Genomic DNA, 25,636 nt, shown 5'->3' with positions numbered 1-25,636 from the left:
CGGCATCCCCAAGGGTAAAACCCAAGAAATAAAGAGAGACATTCCTCATGCGGGGAGTGTCTCTCTTTTTTTTGCGCAATTTTGCGCACATGTTTTGAGCCGAATAACATTTATTAACAACGACATCCGGCGCCCTACCTATTTATATATTTACCTTTGCACCAAATTCTGAAAGTAACATGACTAATATCACCAAGACCTTATGCCTCGGAGCAGCCATGATGCTCGCTCTGTCTGCCTCTGCGCAAAACGAGAAAGTTAAAGACCTGATTTCTCCACTCTCAGACCACAGCATCCAGCTCCATGGATACTTCGACAATGACATCCACAACAGTGTTGAGCATTGGAACAAGGGCGTCGTGCCCTACGACCGCCTTATGGAGTTCTACGATAACAACGTTAACCGACCCAATTTCGCTGTAGGTGAGATGTGGGCCAAGGCTGTCCGCAGTGGAGCCATGCTTTATGCATATAACAAGGACCCCGAACTCAAGAAGATACTGGTCAACACCGTCAACAAGGTGTTCAAGTATGTGCAGAGCAACGGTGCTATAGCCTGCTCTCCCGTAGAAAAGCAGCCCGACGCCAAGGGTGGCGACCTCTGGGAGCGCAAATATATCATGCTCGGACTCTCGCAGTACTATGCACATGTGGAGAAAGACCCACGCGTGCTCAAACTGATGATTGCCGAGGCCAACAGCGTGATAGACCAGATAGGTGACGCTCCTAAGGTAGACATCAACACCCAGGGATGGAGCCGCACTGGCATCGAGAGCTACTCGGTGATGGAGCCCATGATGCGCATCTACAAGCTCACCGGCGACAAGCGCTACCTCGACTTCTGTACCTATCTCATCAAGAAGGGCGGATGCCGTGGCGCCAACATCTTCCAGGAAAGTCTCGACAACGTACGTCCTCGACTCATGGGCAATGGCTACCCCAAGGCTTATGAGATGCTCTCGGTCTATGAAGGCTTGGTAGAGTACTACCGCTGCACCGGCGAGGAGAAGTGGAAGCAGGCTACGCTCAACCTCTTTGAAAACCTGAAGAAATACGAGATTACCATTATCGGTAACGGTGGTGCAGACTATCCCTACTATCCCAAGTGGAGAGGTGAGGCATGGGACGATACTGCCCTCGAGCAGACCAACCCCAAGATAGAGCGCATGATGGAGACCTGCGCCGGAGTGACCTGGATGAAGCTCTGCAGCCAAATCCTGCGCATCACTGGCGACGCTTCTGCTGTCGACTTCATCGAGAAGTATGTCTACAACGGACTCATCGGTGCCATGAAGCCCGGTGGCAACGGATTCAGCTACGTCAACCTGCTCAACGGTCAGAAGGTGACCGACAGAGGATGGGGTACCACCATCGACGGCATGGCTGTGACCTGCTGCAACCTGAGCGGACCTATGGGATTGGCATATATACCCTATGTAGCCGTGATGCAGAACGACCGCGGACCCGTCGTAAACCTCTACAATGCAGCTACAGCCACAGCCAAGACCCTCAAGGGCAACGCCGTGACATTCACCATCGACACCAAGTTCCCACTCGCCAACACTGCGACCATCACCATCGGCGAGGCACAGAAGGAGAAGTACGACTTCATGCTCCGCATCCCAGGATGGAGCACCAACACCATCGTCAAGGTCAACGGCAAAGCCATCGACAACGTAGTGGCTGGCAAGTATCTCACCCTGACACGCAAGTGGAAGAAGGGCGACAAGATAGAGTTGACCTTTGACATGCGATGCCGCCTCATCGACGCGCCCCACGGCAGCAACCCCGACGCTTGGAACTACCAGGCTGTCATCTACGGCCCCATGGTGCTGGCGCGCGACGAAAATATTGACGCTGATTACAACAAACCTGTACAGGTAGTGGCAGATGCCAACGGCGAGGTGAAACTCACCCCCGTGAAGCCCACACGCGAAGGCACCCGCATGGAGTTCCTCGTGCCCACCACCGACGGCAACATCCATATGGTTGATTACTCATCGGTAGATGGTTGGAAGGACAAGAAAATCTGTACATGGTTGCCCAAGAAACAATAATCTACTAATATCAGGAATCTCACAATTGAACATGATTTAAAAGGGGGGAAGCTCGCAACGAGCCTCCCCCCTTTTTTTATGCATGCCGATTGCGTGTTTGTCAACATCCTCACCGTCAACTCTGAACCGATGGTTACCGGCGTGGCACAGTGCGCCGCTGAAAGGTAATGGAGTTGCGATTACAAAGCCCAGGGCTGCGGGCGAAGCCACCTCCCGGTTTGATAGTACTAATATCATAGCACTCTGTAAGAGTTGCGATTAGCCGCAGGCGTTACCCGCAGCTGGATAATGGCCTGCAATGCGTTGGAAAATACCATTAAACAGAGTATCACGCCTACGGCAAAGCGCGACACCTGCAGCGATGCCAAAGAGAGCCCATTCCCAACCTTCGTCAAGGAGAAAGTGCGCGCCACAATCTCCTTAAACACTGCGCGGGTGAAACCGGCCTCCTCCATGGCATTTCCCCTTGGGGAAGGTTTGGATGTGGCGTGTGGTGGTTTGGATGTGGCCTCTTTGGGGCAATGGATATAGTTAGCCCATCGTGGATGGTACGCACCCCTGGCAACTCTGTAGGAGTTGCGATTTCATAGCCCAGGGTTGAGGTGCACAGCGCCTCTACCCTGGGTACTGACATAATAAAGAGAAGCAACTCTGTAGGAGTTGCGTTTAGCCGAAGGCGTTATACTCAATCTGATAATATCGTCCTATATATTTCCGCCCATCAACCTGGTGCGGTAACGCCTGCGGCTAAACGCAACACTTACAGCGTTGCTATAATGGTCGTACTTGCACCCAGGGTAGCGGTCTTTGTCCGCAACACTGGGCTGGGGAATCGCAACACTTACAGCGTTGCTGTTGCTTGCGGAAAACTCTGTTTATCTTCACCCGTATCGATGTGGTATGGGAGAGTGGATTATGGGCCGCTTGTGCAGCTCCTTCCCCTTGGGGAAGGTTGGGATGGGGCCTCAGCTGGCACTCCTTCCCCTTGGAAGGCTGGGATGGGGCTTCTTGTGTATTATGTTTTCTCCATTTCTCCTTGGGAATATCGTTACTCGCAGCAGGATATTTATCTGTATTAATACTATTTTCTAATCTCCGTAGCCACCAGGCGAATGGTTACATACCATGCGCCATAACCGTCGCTAATCCACAAGCCTCTTGCCCACGGATAGAGTTCATGCTCGAGCGATTGATAGTGACCGCCTTTGATCACATGAGTGTGTTCTCCTGGCGGACATTTGTAGTCTTTCTTACCGTTGGGGGTGACCGGTCGGTCGGGCGAATAGGTGTTATAGGGGTCATAGCACATCTCTGCGAGTCCGCCCGACATGTCGTAGAGTCCCAGACCGTTGGGTTTCTTGCATCCCATGCAATATGACTTTTTTTTCTCTTCCGGGTTATCTTTATACACCGCCACCTCATTGGCATTGTTGCTGCCGCTGAATCGGTAGGGAGCCTTAGGCTTACCCTCAATGGCAGCATATTCCCATTCGGCCTCGGTGGGCAGACGGAACTCCTGACCGCAGTAGGCATTCAGGCGTTCCAGAAATGTCTGGATGTCTTTGCACGATATGCCGCATGTGTAATTATCCGTCCCCATAGGGTTTGTCCCCATAGGGTTCTTGGTGTAATACTCATAGGTACCATCCCACCAGTCTTTCATGAAGGCGTCCCATAGAGCCATGCTCAATTCGTATTTACAGATATAATAGCCATCGAGCGTTATCTCTCTCTCGCGTTCTTTGTTGAATCTTACCGTGTCACATCCGGCGGTGAAGGTGCCGCCCTTGACATACACCATATCCCCCAGCAACTTGTTGACCAGACGCTTGCGATGGGCGTCCATGTCAAATCTCTCTTTGGGACTTGGCGTGCGCTGCGGCTTTTTGTGCCTGATGGTCGTGGCAGGTTTCTTCTTGACTGCTGCGCCCGAAGTCTTTGGCCTTATGATGCCTTGGGCCGAAGCTGCTGTCAGGGCTGCTATAGCAATGATAGTTATAAACAGTCTTCTCATAATCTTATGTATTATAGGGTTTCCAACACGCGCTTGAGCACCACCTCGGCGCTTATCTCGCGGTTGGCGGCTTCGGGGATGACGAGCGAGTGGTCGCTCTCTATCACATCGTCGGTGACGATGAGGCCGCGTCTTACGGGCAGACAGTGCATGAAGTATCCGTCATGAGTCCAGCTCATGTGTTCCGAGTCGATGGTCCACGACATATCCTTGCAGAGTATCTTGCCATAGTCCTCTTTGCAGCTTACGCCGGGGCAGCTCCAGTTCTTGGCATACACGAAGTCGGCACCTTCGAGCGCGCGGCGCTGGTCATACTCCACATGGGCGTTGCCCACAAACTTCTCGTCCAGTTCGTAGCCCTCGGGATGGGTCACCACCAGGTCTACATCGGCAGCGTTCATCCATTGGGCAAAGCTGTTGGGCACAGCCTGTGGCAGCGCACGGCAGTGGGGAGCCCAGGTGAGCACCACCTTGGGACGCTCCGTCTTGCGGTGCTCGTCGATGGTGATGAGGTCGGCAAAGGCCTGGAGCGGATGCACCGTGGCAGTCTCCATAGCCACAACGGGGCGGCCGCTGTAGCGCACAAACTGGTTGACGATGGTCTCGGCATAGTCGAAGTCACGGTCTTTGAGCCCGGCAAACGAGCGCACGGCGATGATGTCACAGTAGCTTGCCATCACGGGGATGGCTTCGAGCAGATGCTCGCTCTTGTCGCCGTCCATGATGACGCCACGCTCGGTCTCCAGCTTCCATGCGCCGGCATTGACGTCGAGTACTATCACGTTCATTCCCAGGTTCATGGCAGCCTTCTGGGTAGAGAGGCGTGTGCGCAGACTGTTGTTGAAGAATATCATCAGCAGAGTCTTGTTCTTGCCCAACTCCTGAAAGGCAAAGCGGTCGCGCTTTACCTCCTGTGCCTCGGCGAGCGCCTGACGGAGGTCGCCCAGGTCTTCTACATTGAAAAATGTCTTCATCTCTTTCTTCCTTTATTTGATTTTTCAGCGCCGGACAAATAGCCGATGCCGGCATCGATTGTGTGCGGGATGCTGTTGATGTCACAAAAATACGCAAAAAACCTGACATGCACCGCCATTTTCCCCATTTTTTTGCCTACCATCACCACCACGGCTTGCCATATCACCGCTACGGCGGGACTTCACGTTGCCATTGCCCTAAACCAGAGAGAGGGACCCGCGCTTGGCGGCATCCCTCTCTTTGCAGCTATAGTCTCGATAGCCTGGAGCGTGGCCAGACTCTTTAGGGTTACAGTTTTACCACCTTTACCATATTTTTTGCCGCACCCCATCCAACGCCAACGGCGGAGCCAGACATCCGGTGATGTCCTGCTCCGCCGTGGAAATTGTTTATGGGTCGTCTGTGCGGTTAGCGTGCCATAACCTTGTAGGCGCGGCCACCGGCCTTGACGATGTATACCTGTCCGGCAGCGAGGGTCAGCGTGTTGGCGCCAGCCTTGCCGCTCAGAGTCTGCTTGCTGCATCCGTCGAGGGTGAAGACATAGATGGGGGCAGCCTGCGTCAGTGTCACGGTCACGGTGTTGCCGCTTACGCTTACCTTGGGGTCGCCGTTGGCTACCACGTTGCCATTGATGCCTGCAGCGATGCTCAGGTCGGCATATACAATGGGTGATGTGCCTGAGATTACCTCGCCACCCACGTCGTTGTGACGCCATCCTGTCACCTGGTAACCATACTTCTTGTTCTCCTCGAGACCAGAGAAGTTGTAAGAGGTGGTCTTGCCGTCGGTGAGTTTCACCAGGTCATACTTCACGGTGATGATGTCGCCCTTGTAGAGACCCTGGCTTACAGTAACCTCATCGATGAAGAACTTCTTGAGTCTTTTATCCTCAAATGAGAGCATGGTCTCAGAGTCGCCGTCGTTCATCTCCCACTCTTCATCGATATTGCCATTTTTGTCGAAGGTTGCCGTGTGCATGTTCAGTTTGCCGTCTACTATATATCCCACGTGGTATACGTTGAGGGCGTCGCCGGCAGTACCATGGGCCTTGAGGTGTATTTTGTACTTGCCGCCGTTGGCCGACAGGTTCATAATGGGCGAGTGCAGATAAGACATGTTCATGGGGAAGCGGCCTGCATCGGCACCTATCATGCCTTTGGCCATCAGCACATTGCGTCCGCTCCAACCTGTGCAGTCTGTATACTTGTCCAGGTCTTCCGAGTTGATGCTGATGGGAAGCATCGTTGTGCCCTCGGTAGCCTTGGAGAACTGGTCGTCAAGGCGCTTATCTATCTTGGTGTCCTCGACCACGTCGAAGCGGTAGGGCTGCACATAGTAGCCCAGCGCCTTGGGCAGATACTCCCAGTTGGCGGTGTACGAGGTACTCTTGATGTTGCTGGCGGGCAGGGTGTTGACACTCAGAAAGCCATCGACATACATGATGGCCGACATGTCAGAAACCTCGCTGCCATTCTTTGCCTTTACATAGTAGTAATAGACCTTCTCGGCATCCAGGTCGGTGGGAACGATCCATGTACCCTCAACCTCCTTGTCGCGCATCACGTATACGGGGGCCTTGTATTCATACTGTATGGAGTTGATGGCGATGTCGCCCACGTTGTGGCTGTCGTCCTTGACAATCTCAAAGACCACCTTGCCGATGTTGGAGCGGATTCCGCCGAAAGCATCCTCCAGGTCGAAATCTTCCTTGATGTAGAAATAGTAAGCCTCTACCTGACCCGAACTGATCATGTCGCCAGCCTTGTCGTAGAGAGTCACCTTGAAACGGCTCGAGTTTTCCTTGGTGATGCCCTGCGCATTGATGAGGTTGGCGTTGAAGATACATCTGGAGAGGTTGCCGCCCACCATGAGGGTGGTAGACACCTTGTCGTCGTTGGCGTCCAGCACGATGTGGTCGCGGTCGTTGTAGTAGACCACGTCGGTGGTGCCGTTCTTGGAGATGTCAACGCTGAAACCAACAGGAATATTGGGGTTGGCTGTGTTGATTTTGCCGCCACTGTGGTTCACGTTGGCAAAGGTCTCGTCGAATTTCATCATGTTGTCGCCCAGAGTGTAGAGGCTGAACAGATAGGAGTCGGCGCCGGCGTCTTCCCACGTAGCTTTGAATTGGGTTCCCAGATAGTTGTCGGGGAAACCGATGGTGGGTGGGTTTACGGCAGCATACGCCGATGCCACTGTTGTGGTCAACAGTGATAGGATGAAGTAGATTTTCTTCATTTTGTAGGTTTATTTATATAGCTCCCGTATGAATAAAACTGCGCCCCGAGCCGGGAGGAATAACCACAGGGCGAAGCCGAATCTCTCTTTCCGAGCGAAAAATTATAAAAAAAATGATGAAATCCGACACAAAAACTATGTTTTTTGTACTTTTCGTAGCGAAAAATGGCAAAATGAGAATCCCGTCCACACACCCCGCCATGGCTCCTGGGGCCCCTCCCCAGCCCTCCCCAAGGGAGGGCACTGAAAAACTAAAACCCACTATCAAATTGAAAGTTGATGACGGAAAAATAGCTGTTTTACCCTTTATTATCTGTCTATTTTAGCCTTATTTTAGGCGATTTGCAGAAAGAGAAGTTACAAATCGTAAGCATTTTCCGTTTTGGTCATAAAAAAAGGGGACTTTTTCAGTGCCCTCCCTTGGGGAAGGTTGGGATGGGGCTTCCCCTGGCAACTCTGTAGGAGTTGCGTTTAGCCGAAGGCGTTATACTCAACCTGATAATACCGTCCTATAAAGTTCCGCCCATTATCCTGGTGCGGGTAACGCCTGCGGCTAATCGCAACACTTACAGCGTTGCTATAATGGTCCTACTTGCACCCAGGGTAGCAGTCTTCGCCCTCAACCCTGGGCTGGGGGAGGGGCTTTTAGGCTGAGCAGACCCTCAGCCAGACTGCCGCCCATGGCGCCAGCCCCGATGATGGCTATCGTCATAACTTGGCAAGTGTGCGTCCGAGGCGACCGATGAAGTCGTCGACCTCGTCACGGGTGAGGCATAGCGGAGGGAGGATGCGTAGGATATTGGTGCCGGCGCAACCGGTAAAGCAATGCTCTTCGTGCACGAGTCGCGAGCGCACCTCGCTATGGGGGATGTCGAGCACGGCTCCCGCCATGAGTCCGCGGCCACGCACCTCGACGATATGCTGCGACTCCTGCTGCAGCTCGCGCAGTCTGGCGAGCAGATATTCGCCCACCTCATGGGCATTGTCCACCAGATGCTCCTGCTCGAAGACGTCGAGCACAGCCAGGGCGGCGGTACATGCCAGATGGTTGCCTCCGAAGGTGGTGCCGAGCTGGCCCTTCACCGCCTCGAAGCTCGGCGCGATGAGCACGCCCGACATGGGGAAGCCGTTGCCTATGCCCTTGGCCACGGTTATGAGGTCGGGGCGTATGCCGAGCCACTGGTGGGCAAAGAACTTGCCGCTGCGGCCGTAGCCACACTGTATCTCGTCGCAGATGAGGATGGTGCCGTTGCGGTGGCAAGCCTCGAGCAGACCCTGGGCAAACTCGGCTGTAGCCATATTCAGTCCGCCCACACCCTGGATGCACTCGATGATGCAGGCAGCCACGTCGCCCTTGGCGAGTTCGGCTTCCCATGCCTCCAGGTCGTTGAGGGGCAGGAAGGTGGTATGTCCGTTGGCATTGATGGGGGCATTGTATTTGGCGATGTCGGTCACCTCGACGGCGAGCGAGGTGCGGCCGTGGAAGGCCTTGCCGGCGGCGAGCACGCGGGTGCGTCCGGTCTTGAACGATGCCAGCTTGAGCGCGTTCTCATTGGCTTCGGCGCCCGAGTTGACCAGGAAGAGGCTGTAGTCGTCATACCCGCAGGCTTTGCCGAGACGCTCGGCGAGTTGCTCCTGCAGTCGGTTGATGACCGAGTTGCTGTAGAACCCCAGCCTGTTGAGCTGGGCTGTCATCATCTCCACGTAGTGTGGGTGGCAGTGGCCGATGCTGATGACGGCATGGCCACCATAGAGGTCGAGATATTGCTGTCCCTTGTCGTCCCAGACATGACAGCCACGGCCTTTGACGATGTTCACGTCCGAGAGGGAATATACATCAAACAGATTCATAGTCGCTATATATAATAAGGTATAATCAGAATGCAGAGGGCTTCAGCCGCAGTCCGGTGCGCTCGTCGAGCCCGAACATGAGGTTCATGTTCTGCACCGCCTGTCCCACGGCACCCTTGAGCAGATTGTCGATGCAGCAGGTGATGAGCAGCTTGTCGCCATACTTGTCGCAGTGTACAAGCGCCTTGTTGGTATTGACCACCTGCTTCAGGTCTATCGCCTTGTCTACATAGTGAGTGAAGGCGGCATCGCGGTAGAAGTCGCGGTAGGCAGCCTCGATGGTCTCGATGTCGGCATCGGTGTGCACCACCTCGGTGGCAAAGATGCCACGGGCGAAGTCGCCGCGGTAGGGGATGAAGTCGATGGCAGCCTCGAGATGGCCCTGTGCCTGGGCGAGGCTCTGGCGTATCTCGGCGATATGCTGGTGGCTGAACGCCTTGTATATACTCAGGTTGTTGTTGCGCCAGGAGAAGTGGGTGGTGGCTGTGGGCTTCTGGCCGGCACCGGTAGAGCCGGTGATGGCATTGACGCTCACGTCGCTGGTGATGAGGCCCATCTTGGCGGCAGGCAGCAGACCCAGCTGGATGCACGTGGCAAAGCAGCCGGGGTTGGCGATATGGCGCGCGGTGGTGATGGCTTCGCGGTTGAGCTCAGGCAGACCATAGACATAGTCGTGGTCGGGCGCGGCGATACGGAAGTCTTGCGCCAGGTCGATGATTCGCACGTGGTCGGGGATGGTATGCTCCTGCAGGAAGGCTTGGCTCTTGCCGTGGCCGAAGCAGAAGAACACCACGTCGACCTCGTCGAAGGGCATCGCGTCGGTGAAGCGCATGGAGGTCTCGCCGTAGAGTCCCTCATGGACATCGGTGAGCAGATTGCCGGCATTGCTGCTGCTGTTGACAAAGACCAGCTTGGCGTCGGGGTGGTTGATGAGCAGACGGATGAGTTCGCCGGCGGTATAGCCGGCTCCTCCCAGTATTCCTATTCTTATCATGTTGCTAATTGGCTTTGGGTGGAATGATAATCCACATGATGATATAGGCCAATACTCCGCTGAAGCAGGTGAAGACGGTGAGCAGCGTGTAGGCCACTCTCATGGCGGTAGGGTCGATGCCGAAAAATTCGGCAAGTCCTGCACATACGCCCGCAATCATGCGGTTGTTGCTTCTTTCCAGTTTCTTGTTGTTCATTGTCATGTCTGTTTAGATGGTTTGTATCATTATAGACGGATTGGGTACAACAATGGTTGCAGCCATTGGCCTTTTTCTTGTTCTCTGTGGAGCTTGCAGCCCGTTCAGAGCTATCGTTTCTCGTCGGGGTGGATGCCGTAGAAGACACGCAGCGGCGTCGAGGTGACCTTGATGAAGCCCTTGGCGTCGTCGGCGGTCCATCCGTGCTGCATCTCGCCATACTCGCCGAGTTTGCTCTTGAGCAGGTCGTCGGGTGAGTCCACGCCCACGGTCTCAAATCCCAATGGGCGCAGCTTGAGAATGGCGGTGCCGTTGACGTGGCGCTGCGAAGAGGTGAGCATGGCCTCGATGTCGGGCATTACGGGCTCCAGGTACTGGCTCTCGTGGAGGAACATGCCATACCAGTTGGCCACCTGCTCCTTCCAATACTGCTGCCACTTGCTCAGCGTGTACTTCTCCAGCAGTCGGTGGGCCTCGATGATGAGCTTGGGGGCGGCTGCCTCAAAGCCCACACGACCCTTGATGCCGATGATGGTGTCGCCCACATTGAAGTCGCGGCCTATGGCGTAGGCGGCGCCTATCTCCTCAATCTTCTGGATGGCGGCAATCTTGTCGTCAAACTTCTCGCCGTTGACGGCGGCTATCTCGCCCTTCTCAAAGGTAATCTTCAGTTCGCTCTCGTCGGTGCGGGTCACGTGCTTGAGGAACGCCTCTTCGGGCAAGCCCTGTGCAGAGTCGAGCAGTTCACCTCCGCAGATGCTGGTTCCCCATATACCCACGTTGTAAGAGTACTTGAGCTTGGTGAAGTCGGCATAGTAGCCGTGGGCGTTGAGGTAGTCCACCTCTTCCTGGCGTGAGAGCGCCTTGTCGCGGGTCAGGGTGATAATCTCCACGCCCGGTGCCATGACGAGGAAGGTCATGTCGAAGCGTATCTGGTCGTTGCCGGCGCCGGTAGAGCCGTGGGCTATGGCGTGGGCACCTATCTCGTTGGCGTAGCGGGCTATGGCGATGGCCTGGAAGATGCGCTCCGACGATACGCTGATGGGGTAGCAGTTGTTGCGCATCACGTTGCCGTAAATCATGTACTTCAGACTCTTCTCGTAGTACTCCTGAGTCACGTCGAGGGTCACATATTTTACAGCGCCCAACTTGTAGGCGTTGGCTTCATTCTCCTTGAGCTGTGCGGCACTGAATCCGCCGGTGTTGGCACAGGCGGCATACACGTCATAACCTTCTTCAGTAAGTTTCATGACGGTGTACGAGGTGTCGAGACCGCCCGAAAAGGCTACTACTACTTTCTTCTTGCTCATAATGATTGGTGTTTTATTAGTTCTGTTCTTGGTTTCTCTTGTCTATCTTGTTGATTCTCTCGATTACCTCCTGCGGCAGCTTGGCGGGCAGGTGCTCCTCGGGGTCGTAGAGCATGGCGGTGCAGATGCAGTATTTGCGCCCGGTGCGCTTGAGCACGTCTACGTTGATGCAGCCTTCGCATCCGCGCCAGAAGGCTTCGTCGTCGGTGAGGTCGGCAAAGGTCACAGGCTGGTAGCCCAACTGCGTGTTCATCGTCATTACGGCGGCTCCGCTCGTAAGACTGAATATCTTGGCGTGGGGCCAGCGTGTGCGGGCGAGGGTGAAGGTGAGGTCTTTGATGCGCTTGGCCACGCCGTGCTTGCGGAAGTCGGGGTGTACTATCAGTCCCGACGTGGTCACATACTGCTTGTTGCCCCATGTCTCTATATAACTGAAGCCGGCAAAGCGGTCGCCCGAGAGGGCTATGACGGCTTTGGCCTCCTTCATCTTGGTGGTAAGATACTCGTGCGTACGCTTGGCGATGCCCGTTCCTCTTACCTTGGCGGCGTCGGCAATGGTCTGTAAGATGGTGTCCACGTATTTCTCGTGCGAGGCGTCGGCCACCATTACCTTGATTTCTTCCATTCTTCTCTTCTTGGTTTATATCAGATTGGGGATTACCTGCATCAGCTTGCGCTCCAGCCTGCCGCGGTCGGCGCCCTCGGCGAGGATGGTGACGATGGTGTCGTCGCCGGCAATGGTTCCCAATATCTCTATGATGTTACTGTTGTCTATGTTGTAGGCTATCGCGCTGGCGTAGCCAGGCCGTGTCTTGATGACGGCGATGTTGTTGGAGTATTGTATCGACACGAAACCAGGCGCCTGGAGCATCTGCTTGGCGGTCTTGGGACGGGTGACGCGCTTGTACATGGTCTCGTTGGGCAATACGTAGACATACTTGCCGTTCATGCTCGATGCCTTGGCTATCTTGAGCAGTTTCATGTCGCGGCTCAGCGTGGCTTGGGTCACCTCGAAGCCCTCTCTAATCAGTTCGGTGAGGATGTCTTCCTGGCTGCAGAACTCCTTGCTGGAGATGAGCATCTTGAGAGCCTCGATACGGTCTTTCTTTCCTTTCATGATGTGTATATTTATACATTTACGGGTGCAAAATTACACAAAAGATGCATATTCACCAAAGAAAAATGTATAAAAATACGCCTGTGCTGTATATTTATACAACAATTTGCATTATATACACACTCCCATTCATGACCGTCGGGCTGTAGGCATTGACGGATGCGATGCGGGTGGTAAGGGACGTAAGTGTTGGTAAATCAGATGGTTTGCTTGGTGGTGATGACGGGGGGCGTGGGCTGCGGCGATGGGCGATGGGTGGGTCGCCAGGCTTGCGCAAAGTTGTGCAATATACAGTAAATGATGTATATTGCCTCGTTCCCCACCGCTTCCTTGTCGTTATACCGCCATCAGCACTACATATATTATATTGATGATGCCGGCAGCCATCAGCAGCTTGTTGTAGGTGGCGCCCTTGGCGCGGAGGGTGGCGGCGAAGAGGGCTGCGGCAGGGACGACCACCAGCATGGCGAGGCTCCAGCCCAGAGCCAGATAGGCGAGCACGGGCATCAGAGCCACCACGGTGCCCATCAGGCACAGGGCTGCGCGGCGCCCGAACCTCACGGGGAAAGTGCGCTTGCCCACGAGTCGGTCGCTGTCCATGTCGCGCAGATTGTTGATGAGCAGCACACACATCGAGATGAGTCCGCTCACGCCTCCAGCACACCATACCGACCACGCAAACTGCCCCGTCTGCAGATAGTATGTGCCTGACGAGGCTATCACGCCGTAGTAGAGAAATACGAATATGTCTGCCACGCCCAGATACGACAGCGAGTGGCTCGTGGCAGTATAGAGCCAGGCGAAGAGCAGGGCCGAGACGCCGATGGCGAGGATTACCCAACCGCCGTGGACGACCAGGAAGAGACCGCAACCCACGCTTACCGCCAGTGCCGTAAGGCAGGCCCACTGCATCTGCCGCTTGCTCACCTCACCTTCAGCCAGCGCGCGCTTGAAGCCGGCACGGCCTTTCTGGTCGGTACCCCGCACGAAGTCGTAGTAGTCGTTGATAAGGTTGGACAGTATCTGCAGCGCCAGCGCGCAGACGATGGTCACCGCAGCCACGGTGGCCGAGGTGACGGGCGACGGCATGGCTATCAGCGCCGCCATGACCGGACAGAGCGAGGCAGCAAGTGTCTGCGGGCGCACTATCCTGAACCAGAGTCCTATAGTCTTCATCATAGTCATAGTCGTTGTGTGTGATAAAACAAAAAGCCACACCGCCTCTCTGTGGGAGATGGGTGTGGTTATAGTCGTGGTAGTCTACATAGCTGTATTACTTGTGGGTGTCCAGACCGATGCGCACACCGTCGTAGTTCTTGCTCAGATCGCCCATGGTCTGCAGGGTGCTGTTGCCGCTCATCGCTGCAAGGGTCTGGAAGAGGTTGAGCAACTTCTTCGACTCCATCAGGAAGCTCATGCCGCCCGTGGTCTTCTTGGCATATACGTTGAGGCTGAAGAGCAGGGTCTTAAGCACCAGCTTCTGGTCTTCCTGTGTGTAGGACCACTGGCCGCTGATGGGCTTGCCGTCTATCTTGCCGCTGAAGGTCTTGTCGCTGTTGATGGTGAGATAGGTGTTCTGGCTGTTGATGCCCACCTTGGTGTAGGTATTGCTCAGTTTCTCCTTGATTTCGGTGGCGATGGTCTCGCCTCCAGCCTTGGCGAGCAGATTTTCGGTGGTGAATGCCACGCCGGGCTGTCTGTAGTGCCATGTGCCGATGAGGTCGCGCTCGCGGGGCTTGTCGGTACCCAAGATGCTCTTGATGGTGTTGCCCAGCGTCTGTCCGTTGGTGGCAGCGCTGATGATAGACCCCAGCACGCTCTGGTGACTGTTGGTCTGGGTGTTGGTCTGTGTGTTGGTGTTACCTGAAGTGCCGCAGCTGCTGAGCATGACGCCGCATGCCAGGACGGCAATGATTTTTGATTTGTTCATTTTCTCTAAAATTATAACGATAATCTATGTCTCTGACGCAATAAAAAGGCCAAGGTTTAATATCCTTGGCCTGTATTTTCACGATGAAGCCTATCCTCGCATCAGTCGCGGTTGCCGCCGAAGAAGCGCAGCAGGTAGAGGAACAGGTTGACAAAGTCGAGGTAGAGGCTCAGCGCGCCTGTCACTGCCAACTTCTGGCTGGTCTCTCCCAAGTCGGGAGCCATGGCAAGGCTCATCTTGATTTGCTGGCTGTCCCATGCGGTGAGGCCCACGAAGACCAGCACGCCGATGATGCTTACCACCAGGTCCAGACCCGAACTGTGCAGGAACATGTTGACCACGCTGGCGATGATGACGCCTATCAGCGCCATGAAGAGCAGTCCGCCTATCTTGGTCAGGTCACGGCTGGTAAAGTAGCCGTAGGCTGCCATGACGCCGAATGTGCCGGCGGTGACGGCAAAGGTCTTGATGATGGCTGCGGGGGCAAAGAGTACGAAGATGGATGAGAGGGTAAGTCCGTTGAGTGCCGAGAAGATGATAAACATCAGTGTGGTGGTTGCCAGAGAGCGGTTTTCCTTGTTCACGCTGTTGGATATCTTCCATACCAGCACCAGTTCGGCGATGATGATGGCCCATATGCCCAGCTGGCTGCTGTATATCAGCTGTATCAGTCCTGGCGACATCGCTACGCTGTAGGCGGTGAGGCCGCTGATGGCAAGCGCCATCGCCATCCATAGGTATACCTTGCGCATCAGTATCGGGAACGCTGCCGAGAGTGACATGCTCTCACTCTGTCTGATCTTTTCTTCTAAATCGTTAATGTTCATAATCGTCTGTTTTATGGTTTATACTATGGTGACTGCAAAGAGCATGCCACCACATTGCAAATATAAGAAGATTTATTCGTCTGCACTACTTTTTTTGTTATTATTTGCGACCCCGCCCTTATTTTTATCATTTATTACGAAAGTCGCGCCTACTGCCAAGGGGCTTTTGTCGGTTTCGGCGATTGTCGTGCTGTCCTCCTCGGCCCTCGCGCCAGCCCTCGCAGCCATCCCCGCAAGGCGGGAGCATGGCGCAGAGAGCGGAATGTCAAAAAAAGCGGCGCCGAAAGCCCGGTTTGGTATCAATTTTGCACCCTCTGCCCGTAGAGACACCAACTATACATATATATATTATGAGTATAAAGCAAATACCCGTTCTGCTGCTCACGGGCTATCTTGGTAGCGGCAAGACCACATTGGTCAACAAAATTCTCGCCAATAAGAAGGGCATCAAGTTTGCCGTCATCGTCAACGATATCGGTGAGGTAAACATCGACGCCGACCTCATACAGCAGGGCGGAGTGGTCAACAAGAAGGACGACAGCCTCGTGGCTCTGCAGAATGGCTGCATCTGCTGCACGCTCAAGATGGACCTGGTCGAGCAGATACGCGAAATCATAGAGATGGGGCGCTTCGACTACATCGTCATCGAGGCAAGCGGCATCTGCGAGCCCGCCCCAATCGCACAGACCATCTGCTCCATCCCCTCGATGGGACCGCAGTATATCAAGGGTGGCATAGCCCGGCTCGACTGCATCGTGACGGTGGTCGACGCCCTGCGCATGAAAGACGAGTTTGGCAATGGCGACAATCTGCAGCGTGGTAATCTCGAAGAAGACGACCTCGAGAACCTCGTCATCCAGCAGCTCGAGTTCTGCAATATCATCCTGCTCAACAAGGCTTCAGAGGTGACTCCCTCGGAGCTCGACCATGTCACCCAGATTATCCGCGCCATCCAGCCCAAGGCCGAAATCATACCTTGCGACTATGGCGACATCGAGCTTGAGCGCATCCTCGACACCCGCCGCTTCAATTTCGACGACGTAGCGACCTCTGCCGCGTGGATAGACCAGATAGAGCACCACCACGGTGAGCCCGACGATGACGAAGAGGCAGAGGAGGAGCACCATCATCACGATGACGAGCACGAGCACCACGACCACGATGAGCATCATCATGATGACGAGCACGAGCACTGTGACCACGACCATCATGACCACGACGACCACGGCCACTGCCATCACCACCATCACGACCATGAGCATGGCGAGGTCGAGGAGTACGGTATAGGCACCTTTGTCTATTACCGCCGCCGTCCGCTCGACCTTGCGCGCTTCGACGAGTTTGTCGCCCGCTTCTGGCCCAAGGGCGTCATCCGCTGCAAGGGCATGTGCTGGTTTGCCGACGAGCCCGACGTGTGCTACCTCTTCGAGCAGGCAGGCCGCCAGATGGGTCTCAAGAATGCCGGACAGTGGTATGCCACCATGCCCGAAGACCAGCTGAGCGAACTGATGGATCGCGAGCCTGGGCTGCGCCGCGACTGGGACGAGCAGTATGGCGACCGCATGCAGAAGCTCGTCTTCATCGGTCAGAAGATGGATAAGCGCTCCATCATCGCCCGCCTCGACAAGTGCCTGGCTGACTAAGAGATAGCACTGACTGTCTCCGCCACAGCGCCAACGATCTCCGCCACAGCGCCAACCATCCCCGCCAAAGCGCAGGCTATCCTCGCAGTTGCACCGACAGTCCTCGCCATCCCCCCAATACACCGAGCCCCGCCCTACACCGTTCCCATGCCGGGAACAGATAGGGTGGGGCTCGCTGCGTCTATATCTGTCTACAGGGTGATGACCTCCACGTCAGCCGTGATGACCTTCACAATCGCCGAGATGACCTTCGCAATCGCCGAGATGACCTCCATCGGCTCGTATCATAAGGCACGAGCTCACGTGCCTTATGATACGTGCTCTCGTACCTTATGTTACGCGGCTTCGTGACTTATGTTACGAGCCAGCCGCAGCCCCCTCTGTGTCGCTGCGGGTGCCTCCGGCTTGCGGTATGTCAATAATTGGCGCGACAATGCTATGAAACTTCGTGCGGGAAATGATGGATTGGCCGCCTTTTTGTAATTTTGCAGCCGCAAAGGATAACACCTATTTAATATATATCATGCCCAAGGAGAAAACGATAGCCCGGTGGTTGCCCCTGGTGGGGTTGACCTTCGCCGTCTTTGTGTTCAATACATCAGAGTTTATGCCCATAGGTCTGCTCAGCGACATTGCCGCCGACCTGCACATCAGCGAGGTGCGGGCAGGACTGCTGGTGTCGGTCTATGCGTGGGTGGTGGCGCTCATGTCGCTGCCCCTCATGGTGATGGTGTCTACGGTGGAGCTCAAGCGGCTGCTGCTCGCCATCATCGCCCTCTTTGTGGTGAGCCATGTGGCATCGGCGCTTGCCGAGGGCTATTACACGCTGATGCTCTCGCGCATTGGCGTGGCGTGTGCCCATTCGATATTCTGGTCGATAGCCCCTCCGCTGGCTGTGCGCACGGTGCCCGACGGCCGAAGCGCACTGGGGCTGAGCACGATGGCCACGGGCTCGTCGGTGGCTATGGTTGTGGGTCTGCCCATAGGCCGCGTGGTGGGACTGTACGTGGGCTGGCGCATGACGTTTCTGAGTATCGCTGTCATCTCGGCTCTGATATTCGCCTTCATCGCCGCCGTATTTCCCCGGTTGCAGAGCCGCGGCAAGTTATCGTTTGCCAAGATTCCGGCGTTGCTCCACAACCGCGTGCTGCTGGGCCTCTTTGTGCTGGCGCTGCTCTTTGCCACCACTCACTATACGGGCTACAGCTACATCGAACCCTTCCTGGGTCAGGTGGCAGGCCTGTCGCCCGATGTGGTGACGATGGTGCTCATCGTCTTTGGCGCCTCGGGCATGCTGGGCAGCATTGCCTTCTCCAAGTATTATATGTCGGGCAGACGGAGGTTCATGTTTGTGGTCACGCTGGGTCCGGCGCTGTGTCTGCTGTTGATGCAGGCGGCTGCCATGGATATCATTGCCATCTTCGCCGTGTGCATCGTGTGGGGCGCCATGGCCACGGCGTTCAATATAGCCTGCCAGGACAACACCATCCGCTTTGCGCCAAAGGAGGCGACGTCGATTGCCATGTCTATCTTCTCGGGTATCTTCAATCTGGGCATCGGCTGTGGCGCCTATCTTGGAGGCGTGGTCGTAGACCATACCTCGCTCTGCGGCATAGGGTATGCCGGTGCGCTGATAGGACTCGTAGCCACGCTCTATCTGGTGCTGCGGTTCTTCCCGAATATGCGGCGTCGGGAGGCGGCACTGCAGTAATGGCGCTGCAGATGGCTGGGTTGAGGCTGCAGCGGGCTGGGTTGAGGCTGCTGAGCCTATACCCAGTCTCCGGGGACAGCCCCGTCAGGGCCGAGAGGATGATCAGGCGGGCAGAGTGGGTCGCAGCGGATTTATAGTTTGTAAGCAAAACCATAGAAACGGTAATAAAACCATAGAAAATCACTGATAAAAGTAACAAAAACGAAGAAAAACACGCAAATAACTTATATTTTTGATATTTAGTTGCAGATTATTGGCAAGGAGGGCAGTTGTAGCCGCATCTTTTCCTATATTTGTGACGAGAAATGTGGTTGGAGAATCTGTCTAAAGCAAAGTACGCTACGCCTTAGTAATTGCTGCGTTTGCGCAAGCGGATAAGAACACCGCAAATTGTTTTACTAATCAACAAAACAACGCTTATGAGAAAAAGCTACTTTATCACCGCTCTGGCGGTGTGCCTCGCCTTGGTAACGGCGCAGGCACAGGAGGCTGTTGTCAAACGCACCACAGCACGCAAGGCTGCCAAGATGGCGCCATCGGAGAGATTTGTCCGTGTGGCCAAGGCTCGGGGAGGCGAGGGGACGGTCGTGCAGAAGGCTGCGACCCTGCCGATTACGCCCGACTGGGAGTGCAAGTTTGACAAGGAGGCTGATTTCAGCCAGTTTACCGTCATCGACAGCAACAATGACCGTTTTTCGTCGAGTTATTTTGACTGGGGCACATGGAACTATCTCTTCAAGACAGGTGAAGGCCCCTATGGCCCTGATTACCCTGACCACTGTGCGGGCTACACCAGTGACGAAGACCACGATGCCGACGACTGGCTCATCACGCCGGCGCTGGCACTGAAGGCAGGCAATACTTACAAGGTGACATACAAGGTGCGCGCGCACCGCTCGGCGATGCCTGAGCGCTTGGAGGTGAAGTATGGCACCGCCGCCACGGCTGCTGGTATGACCCAGACGCTGATGGCAAGAACCGACATCGCCAATGCCGAGTATGTAGAGTACAGCCAGGAGCTTACCCCCGTGGCCGACGGCACCTATTATATAGGTTTCCACGCTGTGAGCGATGCCGACAACATGATACTCTATCTCGACGACATCTCGGTGAAGAAGTCGGCGGGTACTTTCAAAGGCTGGGAGTGCAACTTTGACAAGGAGGCAGATTTCAACCAGTTTACCGTCGTCGACAGCAATGGCGACCGCGCACAATCAAGTTATCTCGACTGGGGAGTGTGGAACTACCTCTTCAAGAGTGGCGACAGTCCTTACGGACCCGATTTCCCCGACCACTGTGCGGGCTACGGCTGTGATGAAGACCACGATGCCGACGACTGGCTCATCACTCCCGTGCTCAAGTTGACCGGTGGCGATACGTATACAGTTAAATATAAAGTGCGCGCGCACCGCTCGACGATGCCTGAGCGCTTAGAGGTGAAATACGGCACCGCCGCCACGGCTGCGGGCATGACCCAGACACTCATGGCAAGGACCGACATCAGCAATACCGAATATCAGGAATACACGCAGACGCTGACCCCGGCTGCCGACGGCGACTACTATATCGGTTTCCATGCCGTGAGCGATGCCGACAACATGATACTCTACCTCGACGACATCTCGGTGAAGAAGCAGGGCGCGCTGCCTCCTGCCGCTGTGACCGAGGCGGTGCTCACTCCCGATGCTACGGGCGCAGTCAAGGCAACCCTGAGTTTCAAGGCTCCCGACAAGGCCACCGACGGCAGTGCGCTGACCAAGCTCAGCGGCGTGAAGGTGATGGAGGCCGACGCCGAACTGGCAGATATCACCAGTGTGCAGGTGGGCAAGACCGCTACCTACACCATCGAGAATGCGGGCACCAAGCCTGCCAACCACACCTATACGCTGATACCCTACAACGCCGACGGCAATGGCGAGAAGACTGTGGTGAGCGGCTGGATAGGTCTCGACGGCCCCACGGCTCCTGCCGGAGTTACCGCCGAACCGGTGGGCAAGAACCTCAAGGTGGCATGGGAAGCCTCCAAGGCTGAGCACGGCGGAGTGTTCTTCGCCGACAAGGTGAAATACAACCTCTATGAGATGAAGGATGCCGCCACGGCAAGTCGCATGATAGCCACGACAACGGGTGCTACCGAGGTGCCTGTGGCTGTCGACGTCAACAGCGGCGACCAGCAGTTGCTGCAGCTCGCTGTGTCGGCAAGCAACGCCACCGGCGTGAGCGGCTATAGCTTCGCGGCGCCTCTTGTGGTGGGCGCTCCCTACACGCTGCCCCTCAAGGAGACTTTTGCCAAGGCGGGCAATGCCTATGGCTTCTGGGCTGCCGAAGGAGAAGGCTGGGGATATCAGAACCAGTATGCCGGGGTGTCTTACTCTACCGACGAAGACGCCAACGGTGACGGCGGCTGTGCCGACATTAAGACTTATTATGAGGATGTCATCGCTCTGGTGTCGGGAAAGATAACTCTGGGCACGGCAGAGAAACCGATGTTCATGTATAGTCAGAAGACCGACTCGAAGGAGGGTAGTGTGCGTCCGCTGGTCATCAAGGCCGACGGCACCAGAGAGTATCTCGCCACCGAGAGCCTTAATGGCTATGCCGATGCAGGCAAATGGGTGTCGCGCTCTTATGACCTGAGTGCCTACAAGGGTCAGAAGTGGATACGCGTGGGTGTGGCTTTCGACCAGTCGAAGCGCTGTTACAGGAAACAGCATCTGTATATCGACAACTTCGTGGTGGCCGACGAGACACCGACGAGCATCACCGTAAGCGTGTCGGCTCCTGCCAAGATGCGCAAGGGCAAAGCGGGCACGGTCAAGGTGGCTGTGACCAATTACGGCAATGCCATAGGAGCTTATACGCTGACTCTCACCGCGGGCGACACCGAGGTGAAGACCGTCGGGGGCGAGTCGCTGGCGCTGATGCAGACTGCCACGTATGACATCGCCTATACGCCGAGTGTGCTCGTCAAGGGCAACGCCGTCACGCTGACCGCTACGCTCAAGGCGGGTGAGGGCAAGGATGCCGTCACCGCAGATGGTAGCGTGGAACTGACGGCAGTCGATGCGCATCAGCCTGCTCCGACCGGGCTCAAGGCTCTGGTGGACGCACAGGGCAAGGTGTCGCTGTCGTGGACTGCCGTGGCTAAGGTAGACCGCATGACCGATGACTTTGAGGACTACAACTCATGGGGCGTAGACAACGCCGGCGACTGGAGTTTCCATGACGGCGACAAGGGAGTCACCTATGGTTACTTCGACGACCAAGGTCTTTACTATGACAATGAAAAGACGCCGTTTGCCTATATCGTATGGATGCCTGCCAACTATGGCGGCGAGGACATTACGGTGGCAAATCCCACGGCAAAGCCTTATAGCGGAAACAACGCTATGGCCTCGGTGTACAGCTATAATCGCAAGGCGACGGGCGAGCTTACTCCGCTGGCAGCAGACAACTGGATGATTAGTCCGGAGCTCACGGGTAAGGCTCAGACCGTCATGTTCAGAGTCAACAACATCAGTGCCTCCAACCCGGAGACCTACCAGGTGCTCTATAGTACGACTACAGCGGCGCACGACCAGTTCCAGCTCGTGGCAGAGAAGACTGTAAGCAACAGCAAGTGGGACGAGGTGAGCTTCGAGCTGCCTGAGGGTGCGCGCTACTTCGCCATCCGTCACAATACCAAGCTCGAGGTGAGCCCATCGGGCATCGGCTATTCGTCGGCGCCTTACCTCTTCCTGGTCGACGATGCTACCTTCGCCTCCAAGGGCTGCACGTTTGTGGAGTATGTCATCTACCGCGACGGCAAGCCACTGGCTACGGCTGCCACCACGGCAAGTGAGGACCGTGAGGCTCAGTGCGATGGTGCCGACCATGTCTACCAGGTTACGGCACGTTATGGCGACGGTTCCGAGTCGGCTCCCGTTGAGGCTGTGGTCTCAATGCCTACCGGTATCGATATCATCGAAACCACGGTCGATGCACCCCAGGGCGTCTATTCGCTCGACGGCGTCAAGCAAGATGCCAACGCCCGTCTCCAGCGTGGCGTCTACATCAAGAATGGTAAGAAAGTGGTAGTAAGATAAGCCGTCCGAAGGCTGTTCATCTCAAGCAACTCTGGACTGGAGGTCACCAAAGGTAAAGGAGTTGCGTCAACAAACCCAGGATAGAGGCATGCAGCGCCTCTGTCCTGGGTTTGTCGTTAGGAGGAGTGTATGGGGAATATCTTAGGGCAGGCGATGCGTTGCCCCAGTCATGGTGCGAGCATGATGCGGTCGTAGTCGCGCTCGCCGCGGATGATGCGCTTGCGGCTGTTGTCATAGTCGTTGTGCAGTATGTCGTATTGGGGATAGTACCAGGGGCTGTGTATGCCGGCGAGGTGTAGCAGTAGCTGCGCTATCGTGTCGGTCATTCCCCGTCTGTTGCGGCACGAGCGTATCTGCTCCCACTGCTGCTTGCGGCTGGATCGATAGGACGGCGACGCCCATATCCAGAAGGGGATGTCAAACTGCTGTCTGATGTCGTTGCGGTCCCATGTAAGGTTGCGTCCCCATTCTGTAGAGTTGTCGAAGATGCGCTCACCGTGGTCGGCGGCGAATATGGCGATGGCGTCTTCATCTTCGTAGAGCTTCAGGATGGAGTCGACGACCAGGTCGTTGTAGACGATGGCGTTGTCGTAGTGGGCAAGTATCTCGCGCTGTTGCTCCGTGAGGTCGTCGCGGTCGTAGTCTTTGGCGTCGAAGACGCCGAAGTTGGCGGGATAACGCTTCTTGAAGTCGGCGTGAAGTCCTAAGAAGTGGAAGATGTCCAGTGTGTAGGGATGTCTCGTCAGGCATCGCTTGTAGTCATCGGTTAGCGCCATGTCGTAGTCGTGGGTAGACTCGTTGCGCGTGTCAAACAGGCGTCGGCTGATGGGAGGATTGTTGAAGAAGGCGTCTTCGATGAAGTCGCTGAATCCGCTGCGCTTCACCATATACTGGTTGCTGAAGAACGAGGTGTGGTAGCCGGCCATCCTGAACAGCAGCGGGAAGGGTGGGGCTGATGCCCATGTCCCCGGTTGGCCTGCACATTGGGTGGACAGCATCTCCTTGAGCGACTCGCAGGTGGTATTCCAAGCACTTGTCATGTCGCCAAACACGATGAGCTCGCCGGCGTTCGTCCGTGCCGTCTGCCGGGGCGTGGTGGGCTTGTCGTAGCCGTAGAGTTGGCTGTGGTGGCGGTTGTAGCTTTCGCCGATAATCAGGATGATATGTGGGGAGAGGTGGGTGGCCGAGTCTATCCGCGCCTTGTTCAGACTCTCTTCAAAGAGTCTTATCTCGTCGCGCAGCCGGTGGGTCTCGCTGACGGCAAACGCCATGCGGTATATGGGCAGATAGTAATTGGTCTTCTGCCTGAAGTCTTTCCGCTGCTGCGTTTCCAGTTCGCTATACTGGCAGATGATGCGGCAATACATATACTCCTTGTTCTCCAGACTGGATATGAACCCGATGGCAAACATGACGATAATGGTTGTCTGTGCGGCGTAAGTCATGTGCCGGTTGCGCCATATCCCTGTGCGCATGGCTTTGCCCATGATGGTCTGCTCTCGGGCAAGCAGCGCCATGCCCGCCATCATCTGGATGATGACCAGCCCTAATGGCGACCACAGCATTGCCGCGTCGAGATACGACGACAGCGCTTCGCCAGCCTCTCTGGTATTGCTTTGCAGTGCCAGCTGCAGCAGCATCGGGGTGATGGGCATGCCCAGTCTTACGTAGCACGCCATGTCTACAGCAGACAGCAGGTAGAAGAATGTGGCTGTGGCGAGGCGCAGGCAGTGTCTGTATCTTTCGGGCATCAGTCGCAGCAGGGCGCAGAAGAGGTAAAGGTCGGAAAACAGTTCGAAACTCATCCAGAAGCGGCTGCCGTTCCACGGCTCGCAGATGATACCTGTCAGTCCCAGCAGGTACATCAGCAGAAAATAGAGCTGGTTGCCTCCGGTCAGCGGCTTGCTCAGGATATGGATGATGCGTGATAACATAAAACTCATAATACTTATGGCGGCAAAGGTAAAGATAATTCGCCATATAGACAATCATTTGCGATGGATATTTGACTTTTTCGGTCATCGGGATTCAATCGGATTTCAATTTGTGTTGGTCTTGGCTTTGGGCAGATTGCTTCCGGGTGTGTTCTGGATATGGCGTACTATGTCCAAGTGCGGGCGGGGGGCAAGATGCCAAAAGAAATGGTGGTACGAGTTGGAAAGAATTTACAAGACAACTTATTCCTGTTTGATGGCAGATTGGCGTTACTTCCCCAAGATGGTCATTTCTTTCGTTTCCAAGTTTGAATTGCTGGTAGCAGAACTTGCAATTACGGTTTCATGCCTCCAAATATCTAATGCGCGCCGCAAATTCCCCAAAAATACGCATCCTGCCAACATGTCAGCGAAATACTCCAACGAAAAACGCCAACGAAAATTCCCACAAAGGTGGCCCCATTCCAACCTTATCCATGTGGAAGAAGCAGGAGGCATCTGTCAATCGGGCTGGAAATCGTCATGATGTGAAAGGAGTCTTCATGGGTATAATATATAATAATGTATATAGTCCCCAGGGTCATCATTTTGGTTGATATAAATCAATAGGTGAAAAATATTTTCAACTTTTTTGTTGAAATGTTTGGTTTGTGTTGAAAAAAGCTATACCTTTGCATCCGCTTTCGAGAATGAAACACTTCTCCTGAGCGCTGAAGAAAGAGTTCTTTGAAAGATTTAAGATAAACAGAAGAGT

At 55.2% G+C, this 25,636-nt stretch carries 20 protein-coding genes; 6 read left to right on the top strand and 14 right to left on the bottom strand.

The window, feature by feature from the left end; all coding sequences use genetic code 11:
- Positions 1 to 179 precede the first annotated feature (179 nt).
- The gene (locus CIK87_RS09170; protein WP_094386922.1) at positions 180 to 2,057 is read left to right on the top strand and encodes a beta-L-arabinofuranosidase domain-containing protein; all 1,878 of its coding nucleotides are present in this window, start codon (positions 180 to 182) and stop codon (positions 2,055 to 2,057) included.
- 1,081 nt (positions 2,058 to 3,138) lie between these two features.
- Here CIK87_RS09170 and CIK87_RS09155 read toward each other — a convergent pair.
- The 3 genes from CIK87_RS09155 to CIK87_RS09145 form a co-directional block, all read right to left on the bottom strand.
- Positions 3,139 to 4,071 carry an SUMF1/EgtB/PvdO family nonheme iron enzyme gene (locus CIK87_RS09155; RefSeq protein ID WP_094386919.1) on the bottom strand — a complete coding sequence of 311 codons (933 nt, stop codon included), beginning with the start codon at positions 4,069 to 4,071 and terminating at the stop codon, positions 3,139 to 3,141.
- An 11-nt stretch (positions 4,072 to 4,082) separates the two neighbouring features.
- On the bottom strand, positions 4,083 to 5,045 hold the full coding sequence (locus tag CIK87_RS09150) for an acetylornithine carbamoyltransferase (protein WP_094386918.1): 963 nt from the start codon (positions 5,043 to 5,045) through the stop codon (positions 4,083 to 4,085).
- A 409-nt stretch (positions 5,046 to 5,454) separates the two neighbouring features.
- Positions 5,455 to 7,284: a hypothetical protein gene (locus tag CIK87_RS09145; protein WP_094386917.1), complete on the bottom strand. Its 1,830-nt coding sequence runs from the start codon at positions 7,282 to 7,284 to the stop codon at positions 5,455 to 5,457.
- A gap of 113 nt (positions 7,285 to 7,397) precedes the next feature.
- Between CIK87_RS09145 and CIK87_RS09140 the strand changes: the two genes are divergently transcribed.
- Positions 7,398 to 7,610, top strand: a complete 213-nt coding sequence (locus tag CIK87_RS09140; RefSeq protein WP_094386916.1) for a hypothetical protein — start codon at positions 7,398 to 7,400, stop codon at positions 7,608 to 7,610.
- Positions 7,611 to 7,903: 293 nt separating this feature from the next.
- On the opposite strand, the gene CIK87_RS14380 is transcribed toward CIK87_RS09140, so the two are convergent.
- The 10 genes from CIK87_RS14380 to CIK87_RS09095 all read right to left on the bottom strand — a co-directional run bounded on the left by CIK87_RS14380 (position 7,904) and on the right by CIK87_RS09095 (position 15,509).
- On the bottom strand, positions 7,904 to 7,996 hold the full coding sequence (locus CIK87_RS14380) for an NAD(P)-binding domain-containing protein (protein ID WP_158216226.1): 93 nt from the start codon (positions 7,994 to 7,996) through the stop codon (positions 7,904 to 7,906).
- Positions 7,993 to 9,135 (bottom strand): aspartate aminotransferase family protein, encoded by a 1,143-nt coding sequence (locus CIK87_RS09135; RefSeq protein ID WP_094386915.1) that lies wholly within the window; start codon positions 9,133 to 9,135, stop codon positions 7,993 to 7,995. Before CIK87_RS09135 ends, CIK87_RS14380 begins: the two co-directional genes overlap by 4 nt.
- Positions 9,136 to 9,160: 25 nt before the next feature.
- Complete coding sequence (gene argC, locus CIK87_RS09130) at positions 9,161 to 10,129, bottom strand: N-acetyl-gamma-glutamyl-phosphate reductase (RefSeq protein ID WP_022311658.1); 969 nt, start codon at positions 10,127 to 10,129, stop codon at positions 9,161 to 9,163.
- 4 nt (positions 10,130 to 10,133) lie between these two features.
- Entirely contained in the window at positions 10,134 to 10,325 is a 192-nt protein-coding gene (locus CIK87_RS09125; RefSeq protein WP_022311657.1) for a PspC domain-containing protein, read from the bottom strand.
- Between the two features lie 110 nt (positions 10,326 to 10,435).
- The gene (locus tag CIK87_RS09120; protein ID WP_094386914.1) at positions 10,436 to 11,635 is read right to left on the bottom strand and encodes an argininosuccinate synthase; all 1,200 of its coding nucleotides are present in this window, start codon (positions 11,633 to 11,635) and stop codon (positions 10,436 to 10,438) included.
- 16 nt (positions 11,636 to 11,651) lie between these two features.
- Positions 11,652 to 12,260, bottom strand: coding sequence for a GNAT family N-acetyltransferase (locus CIK87_RS09115; protein ID WP_022311655.1), 609 nt, complete (start codon positions 12,258 to 12,260; stop codon positions 11,652 to 11,654).
- Positions 12,261 to 12,275: 15 nt separating this feature from the next.
- Complete coding sequence (locus CIK87_RS09110; protein WP_022311654.1) at positions 12,276 to 12,752, bottom strand: arginine repressor; 477 nt, start codon at positions 12,750 to 12,752, stop codon at positions 12,276 to 12,278.
- A 336-nt stretch (positions 12,753 to 13,088) separates the two neighbouring features.
- On the bottom strand, positions 13,089 to 13,931 hold the full coding sequence (menA, locus tag CIK87_RS09105; RefSeq protein ID WP_022311653.1) for a 1,4-dihydroxy-2-naphthoate octaprenyltransferase: 843 nt from the start codon (positions 13,929 to 13,931) through the stop codon (positions 13,089 to 13,091).
- A gap of 94 nt (positions 13,932 to 14,025) precedes the next feature.
- Positions 14,026 to 14,682: a DUF4923 family protein gene (locus CIK87_RS09100; RefSeq protein WP_094386912.1), complete on the bottom strand. Its 657-nt coding sequence runs from the start codon at positions 14,680 to 14,682 to the stop codon at positions 14,026 to 14,028.
- Between the two features lie 101 nt (positions 14,683 to 14,783).
- Positions 14,784 to 15,509, bottom strand: a complete 726-nt coding sequence (locus tag CIK87_RS09095; RefSeq protein ID WP_094386911.1) for a Bax inhibitor-1/YccA family protein — start codon at positions 15,507 to 15,509, stop codon at positions 14,784 to 14,786.
- 350 nt (positions 15,510 to 15,859) lie between these two features.
- Here CIK87_RS09095 and CIK87_RS09085 point away from each other — a divergent pair, with 350 nt between their 5' ends.
- The 3 genes from CIK87_RS09085 (at position 15,860) to CIK87_RS09075 (ending at position 22,948) form a co-directional block, all read left to right on the top strand.
- Positions 15,860 to 17,152, top strand: coding sequence for a GTP-binding protein (locus tag CIK87_RS09085; RefSeq protein ID WP_094386909.1), 1,293 nt, complete (start codon positions 15,860 to 15,862; stop codon positions 17,150 to 17,152).
- 523 nt (positions 17,153 to 17,675) lie between these two features.
- A complete protein-coding gene (locus tag CIK87_RS09080) occupies positions 17,676 to 18,863 on the top strand; it encodes a sugar transporter (protein WP_094386908.1) in 1,188 nt (395 codons plus the stop codon).
- A gap of 419 nt (positions 18,864 to 19,282) precedes the next feature.
- Positions 19,283 to 22,948 (top strand): choice-of-anchor J domain-containing protein, encoded by a 3,666-nt coding sequence (locus tag CIK87_RS09075; protein WP_094386907.1) that lies wholly within the window; start codon positions 19,283 to 19,285, stop codon positions 22,946 to 22,948.
- 167 nt (positions 22,949 to 23,115) lie between these two features.
- On the opposite strand, the gene CIK87_RS09070 is transcribed toward CIK87_RS09075, so the two are convergent.
- Entirely contained in the window at positions 23,116 to 24,891 is a 1,776-nt protein-coding gene (locus CIK87_RS09070) for a phosphoethanolamine transferase (RefSeq protein ID WP_094386906.1), read from the bottom strand.
- 7 nt (positions 24,892 to 24,898) lie between these two features.
- Here CIK87_RS09070 and CIK87_RS09065 point away from each other — a divergent pair, with 7 nt between their 5' ends.
- Positions 24,899 to 25,408 carry a hypothetical protein gene (locus CIK87_RS09065; RefSeq protein ID WP_144008163.1) on the top strand — a complete coding sequence of 170 codons (510 nt, stop codon included), beginning with the start codon at positions 24,899 to 24,901 and terminating at the stop codon, positions 25,406 to 25,408.
- Positions 25,409 to 25,636: the final 228 nt, after the last annotated feature.

The sequence above is a fragment of the Prevotella sp. P5-64 genome, from assembly GCF_002251285.1.
Classification (GTDB): domain Bacteria; phylum Bacteroidota; class Bacteroidia; order Bacteroidales; family Bacteroidaceae; genus Prevotella.
Note: the sequence above shows the minus strand (reverse complement) of the source record. Positions and strands in the feature narration are given on the sequence as shown.